The 24,312-nt window shown below is 43.3% G+C and carries 17 protein-coding genes; 14 read left to right on the forward strand and 3 right to left on the reverse strand.

Going from position 1 to position 24,312, the window contains the following annotated elements; translation table 11 throughout:
* Nucleotides 1–291: 291 nt before the first annotated feature.
* The 12 genes from ACQY77_RS16945 to ACQY77_RS17000 all read left to right on the forward strand — a co-directional run bounded on the left by ACQY77_RS16945 (nt 292) and on the right by ACQY77_RS17000 (nt 16,457).
* On the forward strand, nt 292–2,472 hold the full coding sequence (locus ACQY77_RS16945) for a TonB-dependent receptor (RefSeq protein WP_056095233.1): 2,181 nt from the start codon (nt 292–294) through the stop codon (nt 2,470–2,472).
* Between the two features lie 419 nt (nt 2,473–2,891).
* Entirely contained in the window at nt 2,892–3,212 is a 321-nt protein-coding gene (locus ACQY77_RS16950) for a DUF6660 family protein (RefSeq protein WP_146202963.1), read from the forward strand.
* Nucleotides 3,213–3,316: 104 nt separating this feature from the next.
* Nucleotides 3,317–7,699: a CusA/CzcA family heavy metal efflux RND transporter gene (locus tag ACQY77_RS16955; protein WP_109932806.1), complete on the forward strand. Its 4,383-nt coding sequence runs from the start codon at nt 3,317–3,319 to the stop codon at nt 7,697–7,699.
* 10 nt (nt 7,700–7,709) lie between these two features.
* Entirely contained in the window at nt 7,710–8,942 is a 1,233-nt protein-coding gene (locus ACQY77_RS16960) for an efflux RND transporter periplasmic adaptor subunit (protein ID WP_056095224.1), read from the forward strand.
* Nucleotides 8,943–9,090: 148 nt separating this feature from the next.
* Entirely contained in the window at nt 9,091–11,283 is a 2,193-nt protein-coding gene (locus tag ACQY77_RS16965; RefSeq protein ID WP_056095221.1) for a heavy metal translocating P-type ATPase, read from the forward strand.
* 3 nt (nt 11,284–11,286) lie between these two features.
* Nucleotides 11,287–11,820, forward strand: a complete 534-nt coding sequence (locus tag ACQY77_RS16970) for a divalent metal cation transporter (protein ID WP_421941049.1) — start codon at nt 11,287–11,289, stop codon at nt 11,818–11,820.
* Nucleotides 11,810–12,553, forward strand: a complete 744-nt coding sequence (locus ACQY77_RS16975; RefSeq protein ID WP_056095217.1) for a ZIP family metal transporter — start codon at nt 11,810–11,812, stop codon at nt 12,551–12,553. The genes ACQY77_RS16970 and ACQY77_RS16975 overlap by 11 nt, the downstream gene beginning before the upstream one ends.
* Before the next feature lie 9 nt (nt 12,554–12,562).
* The gene (locus tag ACQY77_RS16980; protein WP_056095215.1) at nt 12,563–13,249 is read left to right on the forward strand and encodes a DUF1345 domain-containing protein; all 687 of its coding nucleotides are present in this window, start codon (nt 12,563–12,565) and stop codon (nt 13,247–13,249) included.
* Between the two features lie 22 nt (nt 13,250–13,271).
* The gene (locus ACQY77_RS16985) at nt 13,272–13,448 is read left to right on the forward strand and encodes a hypothetical protein (protein WP_167398035.1); all 177 of its coding nucleotides are present in this window, start codon (nt 13,272–13,274) and stop codon (nt 13,446–13,448) included.
* 98 nt (nt 13,449–13,546) lie between these two features.
* Nucleotides 13,547–13,795 carry a hypothetical protein gene (locus tag ACQY77_RS16990; RefSeq protein WP_147273669.1) on the forward strand — a complete coding sequence of 83 codons (249 nt, stop codon included), beginning with the start codon at nt 13,547–13,549 and terminating at the stop codon, nt 13,793–13,795.
* A gap of 3 nt (nt 13,796–13,798) precedes the next feature.
* The gene (locus ACQY77_RS16995) at nt 13,799–15,748 is read left to right on the forward strand and encodes an LTA synthase family protein (RefSeq protein ID WP_056095210.1); all 1,950 of its coding nucleotides are present in this window, start codon (nt 13,799–13,801) and stop codon (nt 15,746–15,748) included.
* Between the two features lie 7 nt (nt 15,749–15,755).
* The gene (locus ACQY77_RS17000; RefSeq protein ID WP_146202961.1) at nt 15,756–16,457 is read left to right on the forward strand and encodes an HD domain-containing protein; all 702 of its coding nucleotides are present in this window, start codon (nt 15,756–15,758) and stop codon (nt 16,455–16,457) included.
* 66 nt (nt 16,458–16,523) lie between these two features.
* Here the strand turns inward: ACQY77_RS17000 and ACQY77_RS17005 are convergent, their stop codons facing one another.
* The 3 genes from ACQY77_RS17005 to ACQY77_RS17015 are packed head-to-tail and all read right to left on the reverse strand — an operon-like array spanning nt 16,524 to nt 19,281.
* Entirely contained in the window at nt 16,524–17,750 is a 1,227-nt protein-coding gene (locus tag ACQY77_RS17005) for a hypothetical protein (RefSeq protein ID WP_056095202.1), read from the reverse strand.
* Entirely contained in the window at nt 17,747–18,193 is a 447-nt protein-coding gene (locus ACQY77_RS17010) for a ubiquinol-cytochrome c reductase iron-sulfur subunit (protein WP_056095200.1), read from the reverse strand. The genes ACQY77_RS17005 and ACQY77_RS17010 overlap by 4 nt, the downstream gene beginning before the upstream one ends.
* Nucleotides 18,194–18,195: 2 nt before the next feature.
* Nucleotides 18,196–19,281, reverse strand: coding sequence for a di-heme oxidoredictase family protein (locus ACQY77_RS17015; protein WP_421941048.1), 1,086 nt, complete (start codon nt 19,279–19,281; stop codon nt 18,196–18,198).
* Nucleotides 19,282–20,433: 1,152 nt separating this feature from the next.
* Between ACQY77_RS17015 and ACQY77_RS17020 the strand changes: the two genes are divergently transcribed.
* The gene (locus ACQY77_RS17020; protein ID WP_056095195.1) at nt 20,434–20,844 is read left to right on the forward strand and encodes a response regulator; all 411 of its coding nucleotides are present in this window, start codon (nt 20,434–20,436) and stop codon (nt 20,842–20,844) included.
* Between the two features lie 438 nt (nt 20,845–21,282).
* A complete protein-coding gene (locus ACQY77_RS17025) occupies nt 21,283–24,261 on the forward strand; it encodes a type ISP restriction/modification enzyme (RefSeq protein WP_056095192.1) in 2,979 nt (992 codons plus the stop codon).
* The last annotated feature ends 51 nt before the right edge of the window (nt 24,262–24,312 follow it).

The following is a 24,312-nucleotide window of genomic DNA, read 5'->3' on the forward strand; positions in this document are numbered from 1 at the left end:
ACTGAAAACCGATAAAGCGGAAAAACATGCTTGCAGTGAACATAACGATAATTGTTGCAAAGGCTGTTCACCGTTTTATGTCTGTGGTACCTGTATCGGCTTTACCATCACTACACGGACAACGATCGTTTTTGCGGCCCAGCTTTTACCTGTACAGCATAATACGGCTTACATCCCACTTCAGCTACAGGCCATTTCAATTTCTATCTGGCAGCCGCCCAAACTTTCGTAGTTTATTTTTCCCTCGTCCTAACCGGACATATTTATCGAAATCATTATTTAAAGATCATTATGAAAAGAACGATTGTGGTTTTGGCTATACTGTTGTTTACAGTTACCGCCTTTGCCCAAAATAGATATAAAGCCGTCATCAAAGACGCAAAGACAAACCAAGTACTTCCAGGAGCTACGTTAAAAGTTCTTGGAACGACCATTGGCGCTAAATCAGATAGTGCAGGTAATGCAAGTATTAATGGTATACCCTCAGGTAAACAGATCATTCAGTTTAGTTATGTAGGCTATCAGACCAAAACTGATACGCTGACCTTTCCCCTTGCTGAAACTAACGTTTTGACTATTTTACTTACTGCAGCTGAAGAAGACCAGGAACTAGAGGATGTAGTGATCTCAGCTACAAGGAGCAGCCGTACCATTGATAATATTCCTACACGGGTTGAGGTCATCGCCGGGGAAGAACTGGACGAAAAAGGTAATATGAAACCTGGCGACATCCGCATGATGCTGGCAGAAAGCACAGGCATCCAGACCCAGCAGACTTCTGCGACCAGCGGAAATTCCAGTATCCGCATACAGGGACTGGACGGAAAATATACCCAGATCATTAGGGACGGTTTTCCATTATACTCTGGTTTCTCGGGTGGATTGGGCCTGCTTCAGATTGCCCCATTGGATTTGCAGCAGGTAGAGGTGATCAAAGGTTCATCGTCCACCCTTTACGGAGGTGGAGCAATTGCTGGACTGGTGAACCTGGTTTCTAAAAAACCGACTGAAGCGCGTCAGCTTAATTTCCTTTTAAACGGTACTTCTGCTTTGGGACTGGATGCCAGTGGTTTTTATGGACAGAAATTTGATAAAATAGGTATCACGGTTTATGGTGCATACAACAAAGGGACTGCCTATGATCCTTCTGATATTGGCTTAACCGCTATCCCCAAGTTTGACCGTTTCACCCTGAACCCCAAACTATATTTTTATTTCAATGATGCGACTACGCTTTTGGCCGGAATCAACGCCACAACTGAAAAACGGATTGGCGGCGACCTGGAATATGTGAAGGGAAATGGCAGTGCTGCCCATTCTTATTTTGAGGAGAATAAAACCGGGCGTTACAGCTCTCAGGTTGAGTTGGATCATAGACTGAGCGAAAAGGAAAAGCTTGTTATCCGCAATTCGGTGAGCTATTACGACCGGAGTATTGGGTTGCCAAATTACCTTTTTTCAGGCGTTCAAGTGTCAACCTACAGTGAGGCCAATTATAGCCGTAACGGAGAAAAAGCAGACTGGGTGTTGGGGGTGAACTTTTTGACCGACAATTTTAAGGAAGACCAGAACAGTGACAATGCACTCAGAAGTTACAATTATAATACCATTGGGGCATTTGCACAGAACACCTGGAACATATCTAAAAAAATTAGTCTTGAATCAGGAGTAAGGGGAGATTACCACAATGAATACGGATTTTTCTTCTTACCAAGAATTTCCGGATTGTGGAAGATCAATGAACATTTTTCTACCCGATTAGGCGGTGGTCTGGGTTATAAGGCACCAACTGTATTTACCGAAGATGCTGAGCGGATCCAGTTCAGAAATGTAGCGCCTTTAGATGTGGCCAATACAAAGGCGGAACGCTCTTATGGCGCCAACTATGATGTTAACTATCGCACCTCATTGTTTGACGGAGCGGTTGGATTCAGCATCAATCAGATGTTTTTTTATACCCGTATCAATAACCCGATATTGCTGACTGCTGCTAATGGAGCCAACCTGACCTATGTTCAGCCTAAAGGTAATTTAGATACCAGGGGAATGGAAACAAATGCCAAAGTAACCTACGGTGATTTTAAACTTTTCATCGGTTATACATTAGCGGATGTGAACCAGCATACAGGAGGCACCAGCACAAATTATCCGCTGGTTTCAAAGCACAGGGTAAATAATGTATTGATGTATGAGCTTGAAGATAAATGGAAGATCGGTGCCGAAGCATACTATTTCAGCAAACAGAAGTTAAACGATGGTGCCACTGGTAAAAGCTATTGGACAGCTGGTCTGATGGCAGAAAAGCTTTGGGAACGGTTTTCAATTTTTGTGAATTTTGAGAATTTAACGGACACCAGGCAGACCAGCTTTGATTCGATCTATACAGGTAGCATTACTAGCCCTGTTTTCAGGGACATCTATGCGCCTGTAGATGGGTTTGTAGTAAACGGAGGGATAAAATTCAAACTTTAAACCTGTAGTAATCGACTTTTCTGGGTAGTGGATTCACATTTTAGCCGGGCCAGGGATTTGATGGCCAAAAAATCCCTGGCTGGCTGAATAATTGAAGCTTTCGGTGCGGTTAAAAGACATTTCCCATCAGAAGAGTCTATGCTGGCCGATAAGGTCTGTTAGTGGAAGATTCAGGCTTACCTCTGGACTTATCTCATCAATAAATGAAAACTTCCTTCCCTTTTTACCCAGATTATATGAAGTTTTTTGATTTGGGCAAAGAAGGTTTCCGTTTGGTTGTTCAAGTGGTGGAACTTTTGAATGATGGGTGAAAACCTATAGGCTATGATTATTTTAATAAAAAAGTATTAAATTTTTTCAAACCAGGACTAAAAAAAAATGTTCCTAAATAAATTTATATATTTGGTAAAATTTTGAAAGTGAAAATATCCAGTTTGTTTCTCTGCTTCATTATCGTAATACTCAGCTGCATTCCATGCGCTGACGTATTGGCTATGGGTAAGTTGCATGGTGGACCATTAACTGAAAAAAGCATAACAACCCATTCTACAGAAAAAGAACGCAGTGATTTCTGTTCACCGTTCTGCGTTTGTTCCTGCTGTAATACCACTTCTGAAGTTATTTCTTCAACACCTCTTGTGGTAATCTCAAAACCAATAAGCTCAGAATATAATGAAGCTTACATGGGTGAGGTTATCTCTTTACCATTATCTGTTTGGCAGCCGCCTAAATTAAGTTAAAAATCGATCTTCATTTCGATGCTATGTTTTTGCCCGTATAATCCATACGAGGCTACGCTGTGCATTGATCTGGTTTTTTTATTTTTTACTTAATTAAACAAATAATGCTGAAAAAAATTATTCAGTTTTCAATAGCGAATAAGCTTGTAATAGCCCTGTTCACTTTGGGGCTGATCGCATGGGGCGTATATTCCCTGAGACAACTTCCCATTGATGCCGTTCCTGATATCACCAATAATCAGGTTCAGGTCATAACCCTTAGCCCATCCCTTGCTACCCAGGAGGTAGAAAGGCTTATTTCCTATCCCGTAGAACAGACCATGTCCACCATACCTGAAATAGAGCAGGTACGCTCCATTTCAAGGTTCGGACTTTCGGTTGTAACTATCGTATTCCATGATGATGTTGACATCTACTGGGCCCGGCAACAGGTAAACGAAAAGCTTGCCGAGGCCAAGAATAACATCCCATCAGGACTTGGTAATCCAGAAATATCACCCATATCAACAGGTCTTGGGGAGATATACCAATACGTGATCCATGCAAAGCCTGGATTCGAAAAGAAATTCAACGCGCGCGAGCTGCGCACCATCCAGGACTGGATTGTAAGGAGACAGCTCCTTGGTACGCCGGGCATTGCAGAGGTCAACAGTTTCGGTGGCCTTTTGAAACAGTATGAGATTGCGCTTGATCCCGATAAGCTGCGGAGCCTTAACCTGAGCATCAGCGATGTTTTCGCAGCCCTTGAACAGAACAACCAGAACACGGGGGGCGCCTATATAGACAAAAAGCCAAATGCCTATTTTATTAGGAGCGAAGGCCTGGTCGGCAATCTTGATGACATCAATAAGATCGTTGTCAAAAACAATGCGAACGGAATCCCGGTGCTTATCCACGATATCGCCACCGTACAGATCGGTAGTTCCATCCGTTATGGCGCACTTACCCGTGCAACAAAGGATGGTGAAGGTGAGGCTGTTGGCGGTATAGTAATGATGCTGAAAGGCGCAAATGCCAATAACGTGGTAAAACAGGTGAAGGCTAAGATAGACAGAATCAGTAAAACTCTACCGAAGGGGGTAACCATTGAGCCGTTCTTAGATAGAAGTGCGCTTGTTGATCGTGCCATGGGCACAGTAGCCAAAAACCTCATCGAGGGCGCCCTGATTGTTATTTTTGTCCTGGTTCTTTTTCTTGGAAATTTTAGGGCCGGGCTGGTTGTTGCCTCAGTGATTCCGCTTGCCATGCTATTTGCGATTTCCCTGATGAACCTTTTTGGCGTATCGGGAAACCTGATGAGTCTTGGCGCGATAGATTTCGGACTTATCGTCGATGGGGCCGTAATTATTGTGGAAGCCACAATGCACATCCTCTCTGGGAATAAGCTTGGCCGCGCTTATACACAGGCCGAAATGGATGAGCAGGTTGAAAAATCTGCCGTGCGGATGATGAGCGCTGCGGCATTTGGACAGATCATTATTCTGATCGTTTATCTTCCCATCCTTGCCCTTGTAGGTATTGAAGGCAAGATGTTCGGTCCTATGGCACAAACCGTTTCCTTTGCCATATTGGGAGCCTTTATTTTGTCCCTTACCTATGTTCCTATGGTTTCCTCGCTGTTCTTAAGCAAAAAAGTTGCCCACAAAAAGAATTTTTCAGATCGGATGATGGATTTTTTTCAGCGCCGTTACACTCCAATGATCAAGGCTGCACTCAATAAAAGAATAATTGTTGTGGCATCATCGGTTGTTCTTCTGGTCATCAGTATTTTTATCTTTACCCGGATGGGGGGAGAATTCATTCCCACGTTGGAGGAAGGTGATTTTGCGGTAGAAACCAGGCTACTTACCGGCAGTTCCCTTTCCCAGACTATTGATAAAGTAAATCAGGCTTCAAAAATCCTTGTAGAAAAATTTCCAGAGGTGAAAGAAGTAATTGGTAAGGTTGGTGCTGCCGAGATTCCTACCGATCCCATGCCAATGGAAGCATGTGATCTGACCATAATACTCAAAGATAAAAAAGACTGGACCACTACCCATGACAGGGAAGAACTGGCAGAGATGATGAGTAAGGCACTTGAAGAAGTTCCCGGCGTGAGCTTCGGTTTTTCACAACCAATCCAATTACGCTCAAATGAACTTATCTCGGGAGTTAGACAGGATATTGGGATCAAAGTTTTCGGAGATGACCTCGAATCCCTCACCAGTATATCCCAAAAGATCGGGAAAATTGTTTCGGGTGTAGAGGGCGCAAAAGATCTCTATCTGGAACAGGCAACCGGTCTGCCGCAGATAGTGGTAAAGATCAACCGTGATAGGATTGCACAATATGGATTGAGCATAGGAACGGTTAACCAGGCACTCAATACTGCTTTTGCAGGACAGTCTGCGGGGCTGGTATACGAGGGAGAGCAGCGTTACGATATCATTGTTCGCCTTTCCCAACAGAACCGCCAGGGTATTGATGATGTTAAAAATGTCTATGTGACTGCCCCGAACGGCAATCAGGTTCCCCTTGACCAACTTGCTGACATAGAGTTTAAGATCGGCCCTAACCAGATTCAACGTGAGGATACCAAACGGCGCATCATAGTGGGGCTGAATGTCCGTGGCCGTGATATCCAGAGTGTGGTAACAGAGATTGAGCAGAAAATAAACGAACAGATCAAAATGCCCGCAGGATATTACATTACCTATGGAGGGCAGTTCGAAAACTTAAAAGAGGCGACACAAAGGCTTTCTATTGCCGTTCCGGTTGCACTTTTACTGATATTGCTATTACTGTATTTCTCATTTGGATCTGTAAAACAGTCGATACTGATTTTTTCTGCTATTCCGATGGCCGCAATCGGGGGAATATTTGCATTAATCCTGAGGGGAATGCCTTTCAGCATTTCCGCCGGTGTTGGATTTATTGCATTATTCGGGGTAGCCGTGCTCAACGGAATCGTACTGATTACCGAATTCAACAGATTGAAAAAAATGGATAAATATAGTATAAGGGACATTGTCCTCAAGGGAACTGCTATCCGTCTGAGACCTGTACTGATGACCGCAACTGTAGCCTCTCTTGGGTTCCTTCCAATGGCAATATCCAGTGCAGCAGGCGCTGAGGTGCAGAAACCGTTAGCAACCGTAGTAATCGGGGGACTGATTACTTCCACCATATTAACCTTAATCGTACTTCCAGTGCTATATACTTATTTTGAAGGTTGGAAAAGCAAAAAAACTGCCCTTCCAACAACTGTAGTTACCCTAGCGGTGTTTTTTGGACTTTTCATTTTATCGGGACAGGCGCAGGCGCAGACGGTTCCCACCAAGGGTATGAGCCTTGAGCAGGCTTTGAGCACAGCATTGAGTAATAACCAGGCTTTGAAATCCTCAACCCTGCAGATTGGCAGGCAACAGGCGCTAAGGGGATCCTCAACAGATCTTGGAAAGACCAGCTTTGAGGTGCAGTACGGACAGATGAATACCATCAAACGCGACAATAACTTTTCGGCCTCTCAGAACATACCCTATCCGGGGCTGTTCAAAAGTCAGCGCAACTTGTATGATGCGCAGATCAGGGGAGCCGAAATCGGCCTTCAGGTAACACAAAGAGAACTTTCCTATCAGGTGAAAAGCGTTTACGCCCAGTTGGGCTATTTCATTGCCCTTCAAAAGCTTTACAAAAGCCAGGACAGTGTTTACAGTAACTTTCTGAAGGCCGCCTCATTGAGGTACCAGGCAGGAGAGACCAATCTGCTTGAAAAAACTACCGCCGAAACTCAGTATAATGAGGTTCGCAACCAGATGAGCAAGAACGAAGCTGATATCCTTGCCTATACCGCCGAACTTAAGCGTTTGCTCAATACCAGGGAACAGATCAGTATCATGAACGCGGACTTTGGCCAGGTAGTCTGGAATGTTAGCCAGGCTGATACCATTACATCAGAAAATCCAATTCTTGCGCTGCAGGCCCAGCAGATAGATATTGCCGACAAGACGGTAAGGCTCGAGCGCTCACGCTCCGGCCCCGATTTCAGTATCGGCTATTTCAACCAGTCCATTATCGGAGCACAGAATGTTGGCGGTCAGGATCTTTATTTTAATGGAGGCAAACGTTTTCAGGGAGTTTCCGCCGGGATCTCCATACCGCTTTTCTTTAAGCCTTTCTCCTCAAGGATAAAAGCCGCAAAGATAGATAAGCAGGTAGCCGAAAGCGATTTTATCCTTTCCCAGACAGATCTTCGTGGAAGGTATGAGCAGGCCTTCCAGGACCTTCAGAAAAATTCCAGAAGTATCGCCTATTATAAGAACAGTGCCCTGCCGAATGCCAACCTGATCCTAAAGCAGTCCCAGATTGCATTTCAGGCAGGGGAGATCGGCTATGTAGAGTATCTGCAGGCCCTGCGTACCTACTCTGATATCCGCTTCAGCTATCTGGAGGCCATCAACCAATACAATCAATCAGTATACACATTACAGTACCTAAAAGGTCAATAACAATATAAAAATGAAAAAAATATTAAAAGCCCTCAGCCGATTATCTTACATTGGGGCACTGGCAGTAGTGCTTTCTTCCTGCGGCAGCAAGGAAAAAGATGGCGCTGGAACAGAAGCCTCTGCAGACAGCACGGCCACCGAGGAAAGCAACTCAGTAGAGCTCAGCCAGTCACAGTTCAAGTCTGTAGGGATAGAGCTGGGAAGTCCCGAGCTCCGTGCACTCAGCGGTATGCTGAAAGTAAATGGCTTTATTGACGTGCCACCACAGAACCTGGTGAGCATTACCACTCAGATGGGCGGTATTGTAAAATCCACTCCGCTTTTACAGGGGACAAAGGTGAGCAAAGGTCAGGTTATTGCCATACTCCAGAATCAGGAATATGTGCAGATGCAACAGGATTACCTGGAGAGCAAAAGCCAGCTTGAACTTTCGGATTCTGAATACAAAAGACAACAGACCCTTGCCCAGCAAAACGTTAATGCTCAAAAAACACTCCAACAGGCCAAAGCAGCTTATCTGGGAAATCTTGCAAGGGAAAATGCATTAAAGCAACGTCTTCAACTGATCAATATCAATCCGTCCTCGCTAAACGCCGGCAATATCCGTAGCCAGATAAATATCTACTCGCCGATCAATGGCTATGTAACCAAGGTTAACGTAAATACGGGCAAATTTGTGGCCCCCAATGATGCAATGTTCGAAATCGTAAACAGTTCGAATCTCCACGTTGAGCTCAACGTTTTCGAGAAAGATGCACAAAAGGTAAAAAAAGGACAGAAGGTGCTTTTTTCACTCACCAATGATTCAACCCAGCGTACTGCTGTCGTACAGCTGGTAGGCGGTGAGATCAATGCCGATAAGACCGTGACCGTTCATGCTATTGCCCAGGGAAGCGCCGGGTTTATCCCTGGTACTTACCTTAAGGCTTTCATCGAAACAGGTGCCGTGCAGGTAATGGCTTTGCCTTCTGCAGCGGTTGTAGACTTTGAGGGCAAAAAATACATTTTCGTCCAGAACTCGGCGGAAAAAAAGGCAAAGGAACCAGCAAAAAACGAGTCGGGAAACAAAGAAAGCGCCACTGAGGCCGGCCATCATTTCGAAATGGTAGAGGTTACAACGGGTATATCCGATGGCGGTTATATAGAGGTAACTATGCCTTCGGGACGGGATTTTACAGGCAAGGTTGTACTTAAAGGTACATATGATCTGCTGTCAAAAATGAAGAACAGCGAAGAAGAGTAAAGTCCCCACAAAGAATTTTTAGTACACACATTGAATAAAAGGTGCCTCGTTAGGGAGGCATCTTTTTAAAAAAAGTGAACCCACACGGGCAGAGAATACAGATAAAGCGGTTGCCCTGAATATTCAACAAAAATCAATTTACCCCGATATGGAAAACAAGAAGAAAAAATCCGACACCAAATCATCTGCCAAAAAGCCTGTAGTCCGGAAGGAAGGCTCAGATTCCAAAGAAACAAAAGCGAAGCCGGTAAAGGAAGAAACCAAAACTTCTTCACAGCCTATTTCTGAAAAACCATCCAGGAAGGGAAAAGAAGCTGAAAAGGAGAAAGAGGCTCATCTTGACCATGCTGAAGAGGAAGGCCATGATCATGAACATGGCGGGATTTTCGGGAAGAACACGGAAATGATCTTCGCCTTTATCTGTGGCGCGGCGCTGGGGATAGGATTTGGAATTTCTTTCATAGACGGTGTTCCCGAATGGGCAAGCCTTGCACTCTACATAACAGCCTATTTCTTTGGCGGTTTCTTTACGGCCAAGGAAGCAGTTGAAACTATATTGAAAGGTGGCTTTGAGATCGACTTTCTGATGCTGGTCGCCGCAATCGGCGCAGCGATCCTGGGCTCCTGGGCCGAAGGCGCATTATTGCTCTTCCTGTTCAGTCTGGGACATGCGATGGAACACTATGCGATGGGCAAGGCAAGAAAATCCATAGCTGCCCTTACCAGTCTGGCTCCCCCGACAGCCCTGGTTGTCCGGGATGGCAAGGAATCTGAAGTGCGCATCGAAGAGCTTCAGCTTGGAGATGTCATTATCATCAAGCCCAACAGCAAGATTCCGGCAGACGGAGTGGTTGTAAAGGGTGAGGGCAGTGTCAATCAGGCCCCTATAACAGGAGAGAGTGTGCCAGTGGACAAATCACCCGTACCGGACGCATCAAAGGACTATTCTGCCGAAAAAACCATCAAGCCCCAGTTCCGTGTATTTGCCGGAACAATCAACGGAGCATCGGTTCTGGAGGTTAAGGTAATCAGGGAAGCCAAGGATTCTACCATCTCACGCCTGATCAAAATGGTAAATGAGGCGGAAAAACAAAAATCCCCAACGCAGCTATTTACCGACAGGTTCGAAAAGTATTTCGTTCCAGTTGTACTGGTTCTTGTGACCGCACTATGTTTTGCATTCCTGGTTATCGATGAGCCTTTTAGCAAAAGTTTCTACCGCGCGATGTCCGTACTGGTTGCTGCCAGCCCGTGCGCTTTGGCGATTTCTACCCCAAGCGCAGTACTTAGCGGTATTGCAAGGGCTGCACGTGGCGGAGTCCTTATAAAGGGAGGGCGGCCACTGGAAGATCTGGGCGAACTCAACGCCATCGCGTTCGACAAGACCGGAACACTTACCGAAGGCAAGCCCCAGCTCACAAACGTGATTCCACTGAACGACATGTCAGAAGAGGAACTAATGGGTATTGCTGTTGCAGTTGAAAAACTCAGCGACCACCCGCTGGCCGAAGCAATTGTAAAAGGCGCACTCGAAAAGATGAAGAAAAAATCCGTTCCTGAGGCACATAACGTGAAAGGCATTACCGGAAGAGGTGTTCAGGCTGAGGTCAACGGTAAAAAAGTATTCATTGGAAACAAGGCCCTTTTTGAAAAGGATGGAATACCCGAAGATATTCTCAAACAGGTTGAAGAGCTGGAAAAGGGCGGACATACTTCAATGCTTGTCAGGGTCGATAAAGATTTCATCGGCATTCTTTCCCTTATGGATGTTCCCCGTGAAGAGGCAAAACATGTGCTTAAAGAACTCGAAGAGCTGGGGATCAAAAAAATGATTATGCTAACCGGGGACAACCAACAGGTTGCAGAAGCGGTAGCTAAACAGATCGGTGTAACCGAGGCATGGGGCAACCTTATGCCGGAAGACAAAGTCAAGGCAGTACAGAAACTCGCCAAATCAGAAAAAATGGTTGCGATGGTGGGAGACGGCGTGAATGATGCCCCGGCCATGGCCAAAAGTACCGTAGGTATCGCTATGGGCGCTGCGGGATCTGATGTTGCTTTGGAAACAGCAGATATTGCCCTGATGGGCGATAAGCTGGAAAGTCTTCCCTTTGCCATCGGGCTTAGCCGTAAAGCCCGGGGCATCATTAAACAGAACCTCTGGATTTCCCTTGGTGTTGTCGCCGCACTTATTCCACTGACCATACTGGGTGTCGCTTCGATCGGACCGGCAGTAATCGCCCACGAGGGATCGACGTTGGTCGTAGTGTTTAATGCGCTGCGCTTACTTGCTTACGACAACGGACATAATAAAAAAGCACCGAAAAAGAGGAAAAAATAAGGCATGTTCAAAAAGGTTAAAAAATTCCTGAAAGCCCTGGGGCCGGGCATCGTTACCGGTGCGAGTGACGATGACCCATCAGGTATTTCCACCTATTCACGGGGCGGTGCAAAATATGGTCTGGCAACGCTTTGGGCAATGATCAATACATTCCCCCTGATGGCTGCAATCCAGGATTGCGACCGTATCAGGCTGACCAAAACGCTTAGGAAACACTATCCAAAATGGGTATTGTACCTGTTGATCATATTCAGCGTGCCGGCAATCGTCCTGAACATTGGTGCCGATATCGCTGATATGGACGCTGTGGAGCATCTCATATTTCCTGCCGTTCATTCAATTGTTTTTAGTGTGCTCTTTACCGGAGTACCTCTATTCTTCATCATCTATCTGCCTTACTCGACACTTGGCTCAGTGCTGAAATATCTGTTCCTGACCCCCATGGAGATTCTTATCGGCACATGCCTCGACCTCAATCTAGGGTACCTTTCCTTTGGTGCCTATAGATTTTATTTAAGAAAGAATTATGCAGGCTAAACAACTTATTTCATTAAACATACTGCTGTTTGCAGCGTTTCCGGTCGTCTTACTTATAGTCGGTGGAATGATCGTAACCTGGAAAAAGCCCACGGCTGCTGTGCAGAGTACGATCCTCCACTTTGCTGCAGGGGTAGTTTTTTCAGTCGTGGCAGTCGAGCTTTTGCCAGATATGATCAGGATCCATGATACAACCGCGATAATTATAGGTTTTACCTTGGGTATTTCGGCCATGCTTCTGATCAAATGGTATACCGCCAGGCTTGAGCTCAAAATGGGCGGAACAAACGACAGCAAGCTGTTGCCTTGGGGAATGCTTATCGCGGTAGGCATTGACCTGCTCTTGGACGGTCTTCTTTTAGGGATAGGATTTGCAGCGGGATCAAAAGAAGGAACCCTGCTTGCACTGGCACTTGCGATGGAATGCCTTTCGCTGGGACTTGCAGTAGGTACCAGGCTGACCAAGCTTGGAAGTTCCAAAAGGAGGCTGATCAGGGTGCTCTCGCTATTTGGCCTGGTTTTTCTATTGGGAACAGGGGGAGGTTTTTTTATGCTGCATTTTACAGGAGAAAAAGTACTGGAACTTGTGCTCTCATTTGGTAGCGCAGCATTACTGTTTTTAGTTACCGAGGAACTTCTTGTCGAAGCCCATGAAGAAAAGGATTCTCCATTTTTTACCGCGGCTTTTTTCTTAGGATTTCTTCTGTTTATGGTTCTGGGGCTCATTATTTAATCTAAACCGATGAATATTATCGCTAAAATCAGTCAGTTCGATGCGCACCATAAACTTTACCTCTCCCTGGGTGTTGCTCTTGCCGTCCTTGGTATTTGCTATGCTACGGAACTGGAAGCCTCTGTCAGGTTGATGGTTGTATGGCTAAGCTATGCAACAACCAGCATAGCGCTTGCATGGACAACCATTAGCTCCTCGCATCCCAGTCAGATAAAACACGATGCCCATGCGCAGGATTCAAGCAGGACGCTCATTTTTCTTTTTGCCATAGCTGCTGCATTCGCCAGTCTTTTTTCCATTATTATCCTTTTGCGTGAAAATTCGGAAAAGACCGATCAGGGCCTTTTTATGACTATCGTTATTCCGTTGCTCTGCGTGGTTAGCTCATGGTGGTTGGTTCATACGGTCTTTACCATGCGATATGCACATTTCTATTACTGTGACATCGAGCATGAGAAGAAAGGAAAAATAGAAAAACCCGGAGGACTGATCTTTCCGGGAGGAGAAGATCCCGATTATATGGATTTTGTCTATTTCGCTTTCGTGGTTGGAATGACTTTTCAGGTATCTGACGTAGAAATCTCCTCCAAACGGATCCGAAGGCTTGCATGGATGCACGGTGTTCTTTCATTTGCCTTTAATACAGTAATAGTTGCCCTGACAATCAATGTGCTCTCGGGCATGATCCAAAAATAATTTAATTTAAAACTAAAAACCTATGGACTGGACACCAGAAAATTTTCCACTTGAGATGAAGGACCTTGACCCAAGGGTAAGGGAAAAAGCGATCGAGATCGCCAACGAGCTTAGAATTACCAAAGAGGTAAGCGAGCTCAATATTGTTGAGGTCGCCATCAACAGGGCCCAGCAATGGTTTATCAGCCTGGAGGGATAATGGCAGTGCAAAGACTATCCCCTGATCACACAAAATATAATCCAAACCGCGGAAAGGTATCCACAAGGCTCCTGACCGATCTTAAAACATTGAATAAAATGCAGATCAAAAGAAACAACAGGCCCAGGCCTGCTGCTGCCAGGGGTGGGGGAACAGCTCCAAAAAAGAAAAAGGCCAAGGGGCCAAAGAAATCGGTTTTCCTGATGGTATTTTATTGGATACTGGCGCTGCTGCTGGCACTCGCCATTTATTTTAAAGCCAAACATTTCTATAATTCACATTGGGACAAGGATACCAACGAAAAAAACAACGATTCTGTTATCAACACCCCCGGATCTAAAAAATAAACCATGAAGCAGATTTTTATGAAAAGCCGATATAGTGTACTATATTTCTTTATCTTTTTCTTCATCTGTGTCTCGACCATGCTGAGGATCAGTTTTACTGCGATTTCGCTCGGAAAGGCGGGGCTGGGATTTGGAGAAATCCTCACCGCCTTTGCTAAAGGATTCGTCTTCGATCTTGGGGTGGCCACATATTTCAGTGTAATTTATGCCTTTTATCTGCTCATCCTTCCCCAAAAATGGAACAGGACTGGATTTAACAAGGTGTTTACCCATATCCTTCTTTTTCTGATGGTCTTGATTTCGGTATTTTCTTTTTTCGCAGAATTTACTTTTTGGCGGGAATTTGAGAGCCGTTTTAACTTTATAGCAGTAGATTATCTGGTCTATACTTATGAGGTTGTGCACAACATCAACGAGTCCTATCCGCTGCCGCTTTTGATTTCAGCTGTTGTCATAATCTCCTTTTTATGGAACTATCTTATGAAGGGGGCGTTCAGGAAGAGCTTCGAGTCTGCTACACCTTTTGCCCGTCGATCGGTAAATACAGCCCTGATCATTCTGACAGCAATATTCTATACGATCGAGATAGATAACTCCTGGGGGGATAAAAGCGGTAACCGTTATGCGGCAGAAATTTCCAAAGCAGGGATATATTCTTTCGTAGCGGCCTTCAAGGCGAATGAACTTAGCTACGATCAGTTTTATCCGATGCTCACAAATCAGCTTGCCTTCAATTTGGTAAGAAAAGAACTCTCCTCTTCCTCTAGCAGGTTTATTTTCAAAGGTCCTTCGGTACGTAGATCGGTTCTGGCCGGTAATGGCCAGACGGAACCCAATGTCATCATGGTGGTCATGGAGAGTTTCAGCGCTGATTATATGGGCACTTTTGGCAATACACAAAAACTGACACCTGTTCTGGATTCGCTGGCCAAAGAGAGCATCCTATTTGAGCGCATGTATGCAACAGGCACCCGTACCGTGCGAGGGATGGAGGCGCTTTCCCTCGCCGTTCCGCCAACACCGGGGAATAGTATTGTAAGGAGGAGCAATAATGCAAACCTGAGCACAATAGGCAGTATTTTTTCCAAACGTGGGTATTCCACAGGCTTTTTTTATGGCGGGGACGGTTACTTTGACAATATGAACCAGTTCTTCGGAAGCAATGGCTATGACATAACAGATAGGGGGAGGAAGCTTACAATGGGTGATGCCTATCTGGGAAAGCGGACCATCCTGAGCGATAGCGAAGTGAGCTTTGAAAATGCCTGGGGCGTTTCGGACGGGGATCTTTTCGCTGCGGTAATCCGTGATGCGGATAAAAGGCACTCGTTAAAGAAACCTTTCTACGATTTTGTCATGACCACTTCCAACCATCGGCCCTTTACCTATCCCAAAGGAAAGATAGATATCCCACCAGGCACGGGAAGAGAGGGCGCAGTAAAATATACCGATTATGCCATTGGGGAATTTTTAAGACAGGTCCGGAAAAAGCCATGGTTCAGCAATACCGTGTTTATATTCGTTGCCGATCACTGCGCGGAAAGCGCAGGAAAGAACGAGATTGATATCTCCCGTTACCATATCCCGGCGATGATATACAACCTCAATGGACAGCCCCCTTCAATAATTCCCAGCCTTTGCTCACAGATAGATCTCTATCCAACCTTGTTCGGCCTGTTGAAATGGGACTTTGAGAGCAATAACTTCGGTATGGATGTTAGATCAGCCGGGTACCGCCCAAGGATCTTGCTAGGAACCTATCAAAAGCTCGGTTATCTCCGTAGCGACACCCTTGTGGTACTCAGTCCAAGGAAGCCTCCGCAGAGCTATCATTATGATTTCAAAACCAATACACAGACCTCGGCGAAATCTTCTGAAACACTTGGAAGGGAAGCCATTTCTTATTATCAGAGTGCCTATTATCTCTTTAGGACAGGCGGATTAAAAAAATAAGAATATTATGAATTATTATCAGTTATTATTGATCTGTGTGCTAGCGGGGTCTGTGATCCTGCTAACAGGTAAATACTTTTTTAAGCGCAGGCGCAGAAACATCTTCAGTATGCTTATAGGAGATGTTCAAGCTTATGTAAGCTATCTTTTTGAGGAGCACTGGCAGGCTGACCTGGCATACCACGATCTGGATCATACCAGACTTGTGGTCAAAAGGACCCAGGAAATCGCTTCCAATTTTCGCCTGGATGACCTTCAGGAATTCATACTTTTCTCTGCCGCATGGTTTCATGACACCGGGCAGCTAACTGGGCCTCCTGCCGGCCATGAGCATCGAAGCGTGCGGCTGATGGAAGAGTTTCTTTCAGATAAAGGGATTGCACCGGATATCATTTCCGCCATCGGCCGCTGCATACTCTCCACCTCCATTCCACATAGCCCTAGCAATATCCTTGAAGAAATTATCTGTGATGCGGATACCTATAACCTGGGCAATGAGGAATTTCTCATCACCGATGCAAAGGTTGCGCGCGAAATGCAGAAAAGGGCAGATGTGGACCTAAGCCATTGGGATAAAGAAACACTTGCATTTCTATCAGCCCACCGTTTTTTTACGCCTTATTGCAAGTCTATGCTCTCGCAGGGAAAGCAAAATAATATCCATTTGGTGCGGGAACGCATAAAAAATAAATCAGGCCAAACACCCTAAATGGATTTGGACAATGAATGGGATATACTCTTAGGCTTCTTGTCGCTTTTATCCTGGCTGGTATCATTAAAAATAGGTTGACACCCCGAACTGCACCGCTCCGGTTCTGGCAGGCGGGTTTCCAAGGATATCCTTCTGCCACTGTTTTCGGTAGGAAAACCTCAGCACGGTTTGTTGCCTTGGCCTGAAACTGATGCCGGGCATTACGCTGAAAAGTTCATCACCAATATTCCCGCCGGTCTCCCTGAACTTCCCTACATTCCAGTCCACATACTCTACCCTGCAGGCTAAACTTACAACAGAATGCTGCCAGCCCAGAATCGTTTTTTTGATCACAGGTTGAACAATATCTATATATCCGCCCATCTGACGGCTCCCGAACTGCTGGGAATAGGTGTCGGGAACATCTACCCTGATCCATGCCCACTCAGCGGTGATGAAGGTCTTAAGTTTGGGAAGTGTAGTGTTAAAGTCTATGGCGAAAACATTTAACCTGCGTTTGTCATCGATAACAATTCCGTCCGACTGCCATTTATTGTAAACACCTCCCATATAGGATACGCCGAGTTCGCCTATATTGTTCCTGCGTACCGCAACCTTTCCCGTTAGAAGCGGCTGCCCGCTTGCAATTTCTTCAAACCTTTCCGGATTCCTTTTTGAGGCAGCCAGAGAGGTTCTGTTTTCAGGGTTTGCAATAATGGAATCGTCAAAGCTGCTTGTGGCATATAACTCGTAGCCCAGCATCCAGTCACCGCTATAGTTCTTGCCATAAATCCCGAATCCTGCACTGCTCCAGGTTGCAGGCAGCATCTGTGTCATGGCGATCGGACGGTCGGTGAATTCCCATTTAGGACCGTCATGGTTCTGGTTGAATGCACCAATGGGATTTAATATCATTCCACCCCTTAAATTAAGCAAGGGGTGCAGTTCCAGATCCAGCGCAGCAAATTCAACCGCTATTTCTTTTTCAGCAGGTTCAAATTCGATCTCGGAAAGGAACTTGATGCGCTTGGAAATGGTTGAGGCTACAAATAGCGTCATCCTTCTGAACTGGAACTGCTGTCCTTCAGAGATCCCGTCTGTACCCTGATACTGCCAGTTGGCTTCCATATACCCGCCCACTGATACCGGAAGTTTTCCCACGGCAATAAAAGGCCGTTCATAAACTGCATCCATGTTGAGTGAGTTTTTTGCTGTATCACTGGGTTTGGCCCTTAAAAGTTTCGGGTCGATCTGGGCAAAAGCCATCTGACCGATACCAATAGATATGATAAGCGTAAAGAGTTTTTTCATACTGCCTTCAGTGAAATTTTGATCCTGGTTTTTTCTATGGTAATGGGGAAAGTTCTTAAGTTTGCTTCTGCCGGACCATTTGTCATTCTGCCCTTATTGTCAAATTCACTTCCATGGGCCGGACATTGAAGCCTGTCTCCGAAAGCCTGGAGCTCGGTTCCCTGGTGGGTGCACTGCATCCATAGTGCAGAATAATTCAGTTCATCATGCCGGTAGATACAGATGGGATATCGGAGCAGGTCATTGCTGACTACAATGTATCTTTTGAACTGGACATTTTTTTCCTGTCTGATTTCAAAGTCCTTCATTTCTACGACCAGGTTATCCCCTGCAATCTCGCCCGTCGCCGGCACCAGGCTGCTGCATCCACTGATCAACGTGGTGATCCCAAGGCCTCCAAGGCAGGCCATTCCACAGCCTTTTATAAAATCTTTTCTTTTCATTTCTATAGTGATTCTAAAAATCTCAGCATGGCATTTCTTTCTGCCCCAGACAGCTGGTTGAACCTGTTGCGGCTTGCAGATGCCTCTCCTCCATGAAGGGTTACCGCCTCTTCGATGCTTTTTGCCCTTCCGTCATGCAGCAGATGATAAGATCCACCCTGTGAATTCATCGAAAGTCCCAGTCCCCATAGGGGCGGGGTCCTCCATTCGAAGGTCTTAGCCGATCCTTCCGTATAACCATCGTCCAGCCCAGGTCCCATATCGTGAAGCAGCAGGTCGGTATAGGGATGGAATTCTTTGTTGGATAGAGCAACCACTGGGGAAAAAACTGTTTTTAGGGTAGGCTTGTGACAGCCTGAACAGTTGATCTTTTCGAACAGTTTCCTGCCGGTTTCAACTTCGGCATTTCCGGCATCGCGCTGTATGGGCGCTTTTAGCGTCTGTAGATAAAACACCACGTTATTCACTGTAAGTGTGGAAATTTCAGGATCAATCACCATCCGCGTATAGGCATCCACAGGATCAAAGCTTGAAGTTATCCCGATATCCTGGTTGTAGGCATTAACAGTCTGGTGGAGCAGGTTATATGCTGCCGCCTTTTTTCCAAAACGATGGATATATTTTCCCTTCAGTGCAATAGCGTTGTTAAAGGCCTGAACATATGACGGAAGCACTGCGTAATTTGGGACACCAGAAATGCCGTCATTATCCAGATCCTGGGGGTCAGCCATAGCTAGTATATCTGCATCAGCTACCAGTTCGAGAAAGCCAAGGCCGGTATTGGCAGGCGGTGTAAATTTTGAAAAGCTGGCGTCTGCTGGGATTTGCTCAGGTTTGTACCCGGGAATAGCCCTGTTCTGCAGTTGTGGGCCTCCCTGGTCCAAAAATTTATTGCCTGTCTCATCGGTCTGCCCGAAACGGACCAGCGTAGTAAAGGGATGGCCTTTGCCGTCTCCAGCATGGCAGCTTCCGCAGCTGGTTGCAACAAAGCCAGGACCAAGGCCATTCGCAGGAGTAAATATCTCATTGTTAAAGGCCGCATCTCCCAAAGCGAAACGTCTGAGCTGGTCATAGCTGAGTCCTTCCACCGGGCCATCAAGAATTTCATCCTCTTTTGGAGAAGAAGGGATTATCTTCTCACAGGACACCATTATAGCAACTAGGCTCATAAGTGAAAGCAGGACAATGGGTAATCTTTTCTGCATGTTATCTGATTTTTTGTAAATCTAATAATAAAAACAGAAAAGACTAAAAATAAATTTAGGTTTATCTAAAATATATTTTAGGGCTGCCGTTTTTTTTGTTTCGTTCTGTAACTGTCCCACGCTTAAGTGTTTAAGCGATGATCATTTCAACCGAACCGGATTAAAGAACATTATATTTTCGCAGTACTTTTACGCCTGGTGCAGAATGCTTCGAATCGTTTCGTTTTGGAAATTAGAAACCGATTTCCATCTGACCGTGTTGGGTGAAAGCGCTATACGAGAAAGGCATTTCTAAAAGATAAAATAGTATTTGTAATTGAAAGCGAAAACGAGGGCTTTTTATTTAATCTGGGAGAAAGGTAACTGGTGCAAAACGGAAAAAAGTTCCAGTCATTTTCTTGTGAACAATTCACGATAGCCGCCATACCGTGGGATTAGCATTTTTCAGAAAAATAGTAATTGAACTAAATGAAACTAGCGTTCACTAAGGCAAGATGTGCAATGAGTTTAGAAATAGACACGGGGACTGAACGGTGTCCATATCCCCGATATCTAAATTAACGCTCTCAAGGCTAAGATAGCATTCCATTATATGGAATCAAAATCCTCATCACCAATGTTATCTCACTTTTTAATTGGTCGACTTCGAAACCTTATCAAAAAGGTGAGACTTACAAACTTTAGAAGCAGGCTTCTTAAAAGTTTCCTTAACTAAAGACTTCTGGTTGAAGATTGGCGTGTAACATCAATATTTTCTTGGCAGGTGGGGGTATTGGAATAGCTATTTTTATCAGAAGTGGTAATAATTTATCCTGATTTTAGTAAAAAGGTTAGACGCAGAGACCGCAGGCGATAATTGTATTTCCTTAACTGCAGAGAACACCAATACTTTTGACGAAAATATTCTGAGAGAAGCTTTGCGCTAGCCAAAATATATTCTTGAGCCAATAAAAGCTTTCTTTTCAACCCTATAATTTTATTTTTGTATATTGAGAAAAGCTTTCCGAGGAAATATAGTGGTAGGAAAATAATGTTATGAGTGCAAATAAAATAACTCTCGCCTATGCGGAAGATGAGCGCTGGTTTCGGGAACCAATGGTAGAAATGTTGGTCGAAAGTGGCTTTGATGTCATTGGCGCTTTTAGTGATGGCAGAGAGCTTCTTACTTTCTCAGAAAATTGCTCGACTTTGCCTGATTTGTTTTTAACGGACCTGCGCATGCCCAAATTGAATGGTCTTGAGTTGACAAAAGAAATTTTGAAGAAATGGCCCCACGCGAAAGTGATTGTCCTAACTTCAGAGATAGAAAACTTTTACATAGAGGAGGCAAAGAAAGCTGGCGCTGTATGCTTTTTACATAAAATTATCGACTACAAGAATATCAAACACGCCCTCTTGGAGGTTCACCAAACTGGAGCGACGACCTTCGGGAAACTGAATTTGTAATACCTGGCCCGATTTCCTGTAAGCAGAGGGTTTTAAGGATGAAGGCTTTCTAAATAAGTTATGCACTCTAATTCGGTTAATTTGCGGTGACATTTGCACAGAAATTGCACAAGTTGTTTTTCGGTTCCCAATGTGCACAACTAATATTTGATACCGTTGCACGAATTTTACTTAGTTTTAAGCGTTTTAATTACAAGGGGTTCGAGAGAAATTCCTATTTTCACGAAAGGGTCTATTAAAAACGGTTTATGTTGATGATGTTATAGGGATATTGAAATATTCTATCATCAGCTTTGAAGCTATAACAAAATAGCGCATTACAATTTAAGTTTAATTTAATACAAAGTGAAACTTAGGGCTGGCAAATGAATTAATATACATACATAAATTGCAAATGCTAGCGACAACAAGTATCTTTCACTCATATTTATAATCTCAATGAGCCTGTTCGCTATTCACAATTATCAAAAAGAAGTAGAAGATATCATTCACTTTGGTGGGACAAAAAAAGAGACTGCTATAAGGAGTGCTTTCCATAATCTATTAAATGAATACGCACAAGGAAAGGGTCTAAAGGTAGTAACGGAAGTGAGTATTCAGGCGAATAATAGCAATAAAAAGGTTACGCCAGATGGTACTTTAAAAGACTCGTTGCGACAAGACTGGGGGTATTGGGAAAGTAAAGATGAAAGTGACGATATAAACGAAGAAGTACAGAAAAAGTTCAGTAAAGGATACCCTACTCAAAATATACTTTTCGAAGATAGCAAGACGGCAATTCTTTTTCATAACGGGCTAGAAACAAGTCGCGTATCAATGAAAGATGCAAATGCTCTTCACAACCTTTTAACTGATTTTATAAATTATGAAAGGCCAGAGGTTAAGCATTTTCGTCAAGCAATTGAACTTTTTAAATTGGATATTCCTAAAGTTACCGCGACAATTAGAGAAATTATTGAGAAAGCAGAAAAATCTAATAAAGAGTTTAAAAAATACAGCAAAAAATTCTTAAAAATATGTCACGATAGTATAAATCCCAATGTGACGTCCGACGATGTGCGAGAGATGATTATCCAGCATATTTTAACTGAGGATGTCTTTAATACAATATTTGATGAGAATCAATTTCATCGAGAAAATAATATTGCCCGTGAATTAGAAAAGGTAATTCATACCTTTTTTATCGGTACCGTCAGAAAAACGGCACTATCAAGCGTTCAACATTATTATCAAGCGATTAATGCTGCCGCGGCTGGAATCGCTGATCATCATGAGAAGCAAAAATTTTTAAAGGTAATTTACGAAACCTTTTATAAAAGCTATAATCCAAAAGCTGCTGATCGCTTAGGGGTAGTATATACTCCAAACGAAATCGTTAATTTTATGATTAAGGGTTCAGATTTTTTATTACATCAGCATTTTAATAAATTTTTATCCGACCAAGGTGTTGAAATTCTGGACCCCGCTACTGGAACAGGAACATTTATTACCGATATAATAGATTATATTCCTAAAGATAAATTAGAGTTTAAATATAAAAATGAGCTACACGCAAATGAAGTCGCAATATTGCCTTATTACATTAGTAATTTAAATATTGAGTTTACCTATAACCAAAAAATGGGTAAATATGAAGAATTTACTAATCTATGCTTTGTAGATACTCTTGATAATTTGGGATTTACTTTTATGGGGAAGCAAACAAATCTATTTGCTCCATTTTCCCAAGAAAATAGCCTTCGTATCATCAAACAAAATACTAGAAAGATTTCGGTGATAATTGGTAATCCTCCATATAATGCAAATCAAGTTAATGAGAATGAGAACAATAAGAATAGGGAATACCCAGAAATCGATAAAAGGATAAAAGATACTTTCATAAAATATAGTAAAGCTCAAAAAACAAAAGTTTATGATATGTATTCCCGCTTTTATAGATGGGCTTTCGATAGAATTCAAGATAAGGGAATTATTGCATTTGTTACAAATCGGAGTTTTATTGATAGTAAAACCTTTGATGGTTTTCGTAAAGTTATTCAAACAGAATTTGACCAGGCTTATATTATAGATACCATAAGTGATGTCAGAGCCAATCCTAAAATCGCTGGTACAACTCACAACGTTTTTGGAATTCAGACTGGTGTTGCAGTTATGTTTTTGATCAAAAAACAAAACCGAGTTAAGGGTGCACAATGCAGTATTTTTTATACCGCACTCGATGATAACTGGAAAAAAGAGCAAAAACTTCAATGGTTTACAGAAAATTCCATTTCCTCGGCCTCATTCACTCATATTCATCCAGATAAAAATAGCAACTGGCTGAACAACACAGATAATGACTTTGATAAATTGCTTCCGATGTACATTAAAGGTGGTAGTAAGTCGATTTTTAATTTGGCTTCCAATGGAATTTCTACTAATAGAGATGAGTGGGTTTATGATTTCAATGAGAAAAATCTAAAATCTAAAATCAAGTATTTTATTAAGATCTATAACAATTGTGTTAACGCAGGCAATTTTGAAAAATATGCAAAAGAAATCAAGTGGAGTCGTGATTTAAAAAATAAATTAACGCGAAAAATATTTGCTGTCGAGAAATCCGTTTCTTTTGTTAAATGTAACTATAGACCTTACACCAAAAAAATATTGGCTTTAAATTCGGTTTTGAATGATGTGATAAGCCATAATCAAAATTTCTTTAGTAGTAACAATAATATCGCAATTTGTATTAACGGGAACGGATCTGACTTTCGATTTCTTATAGTTGATACTTATCCCGATCTTCACTACACTGGAGATACAAAATGTTTTCCGCTTTATCGTTATGATGAAAAAGGCCGCATTGATAATATTTCAGATTGGGCATTAACTAAATTTATTACTCATTATAAGTTGAAATCTATTTCAAAAGAAGAAATCTTTGAATACATCTATGGGATACTTCACTTTCCTATTTATCTCTCTAAATATGAACTAAACCTTCAACGTGACTTTCCTAAGATTCCATTATATGAGGATTTTTATAAGTGGCAATCATGGGGTAAAACATTAATATCCATCCAATTAAATTATGAAAATGCCAAATTATATCCGCTAGCGGAGGTTCAAACTGGTAATAAAACTAATCCCAGAACAAAACTTAAGGCAGATAAGATATCGGGAATAATAACAATCGATGAGAACACCGAGCTCCGTGGTATACCCAATAGTGCTTGGGAATACAAAATTGGTAATCGTAGTGCGCTGGAATGGGTCTTAGATCAATACAAAACAAAGAGTCCTAAAGATGAAAGCCTTACAGCTAAATTTAATTTGTATGAGTTTTCCTCTTATAAAACTGAGGTAATAACTTTACTAAAAAAAGTTTGTTCAACAAGTGTCGATACAATGGATATTATATTTAAAATGAGCATTTAACCGTAGGATTGTCTTATCTAATTTTATATTATTGATTTAAATAATGATTTA

Origin of the sequence: Pedobacter sp., assembly GCF_965279535.1 — a bacterium.
Taxonomy (GTDB): domain Bacteria; phylum Bacteroidota; class Bacteroidia; order Sphingobacteriales; family Sphingobacteriaceae; genus Pedobacter.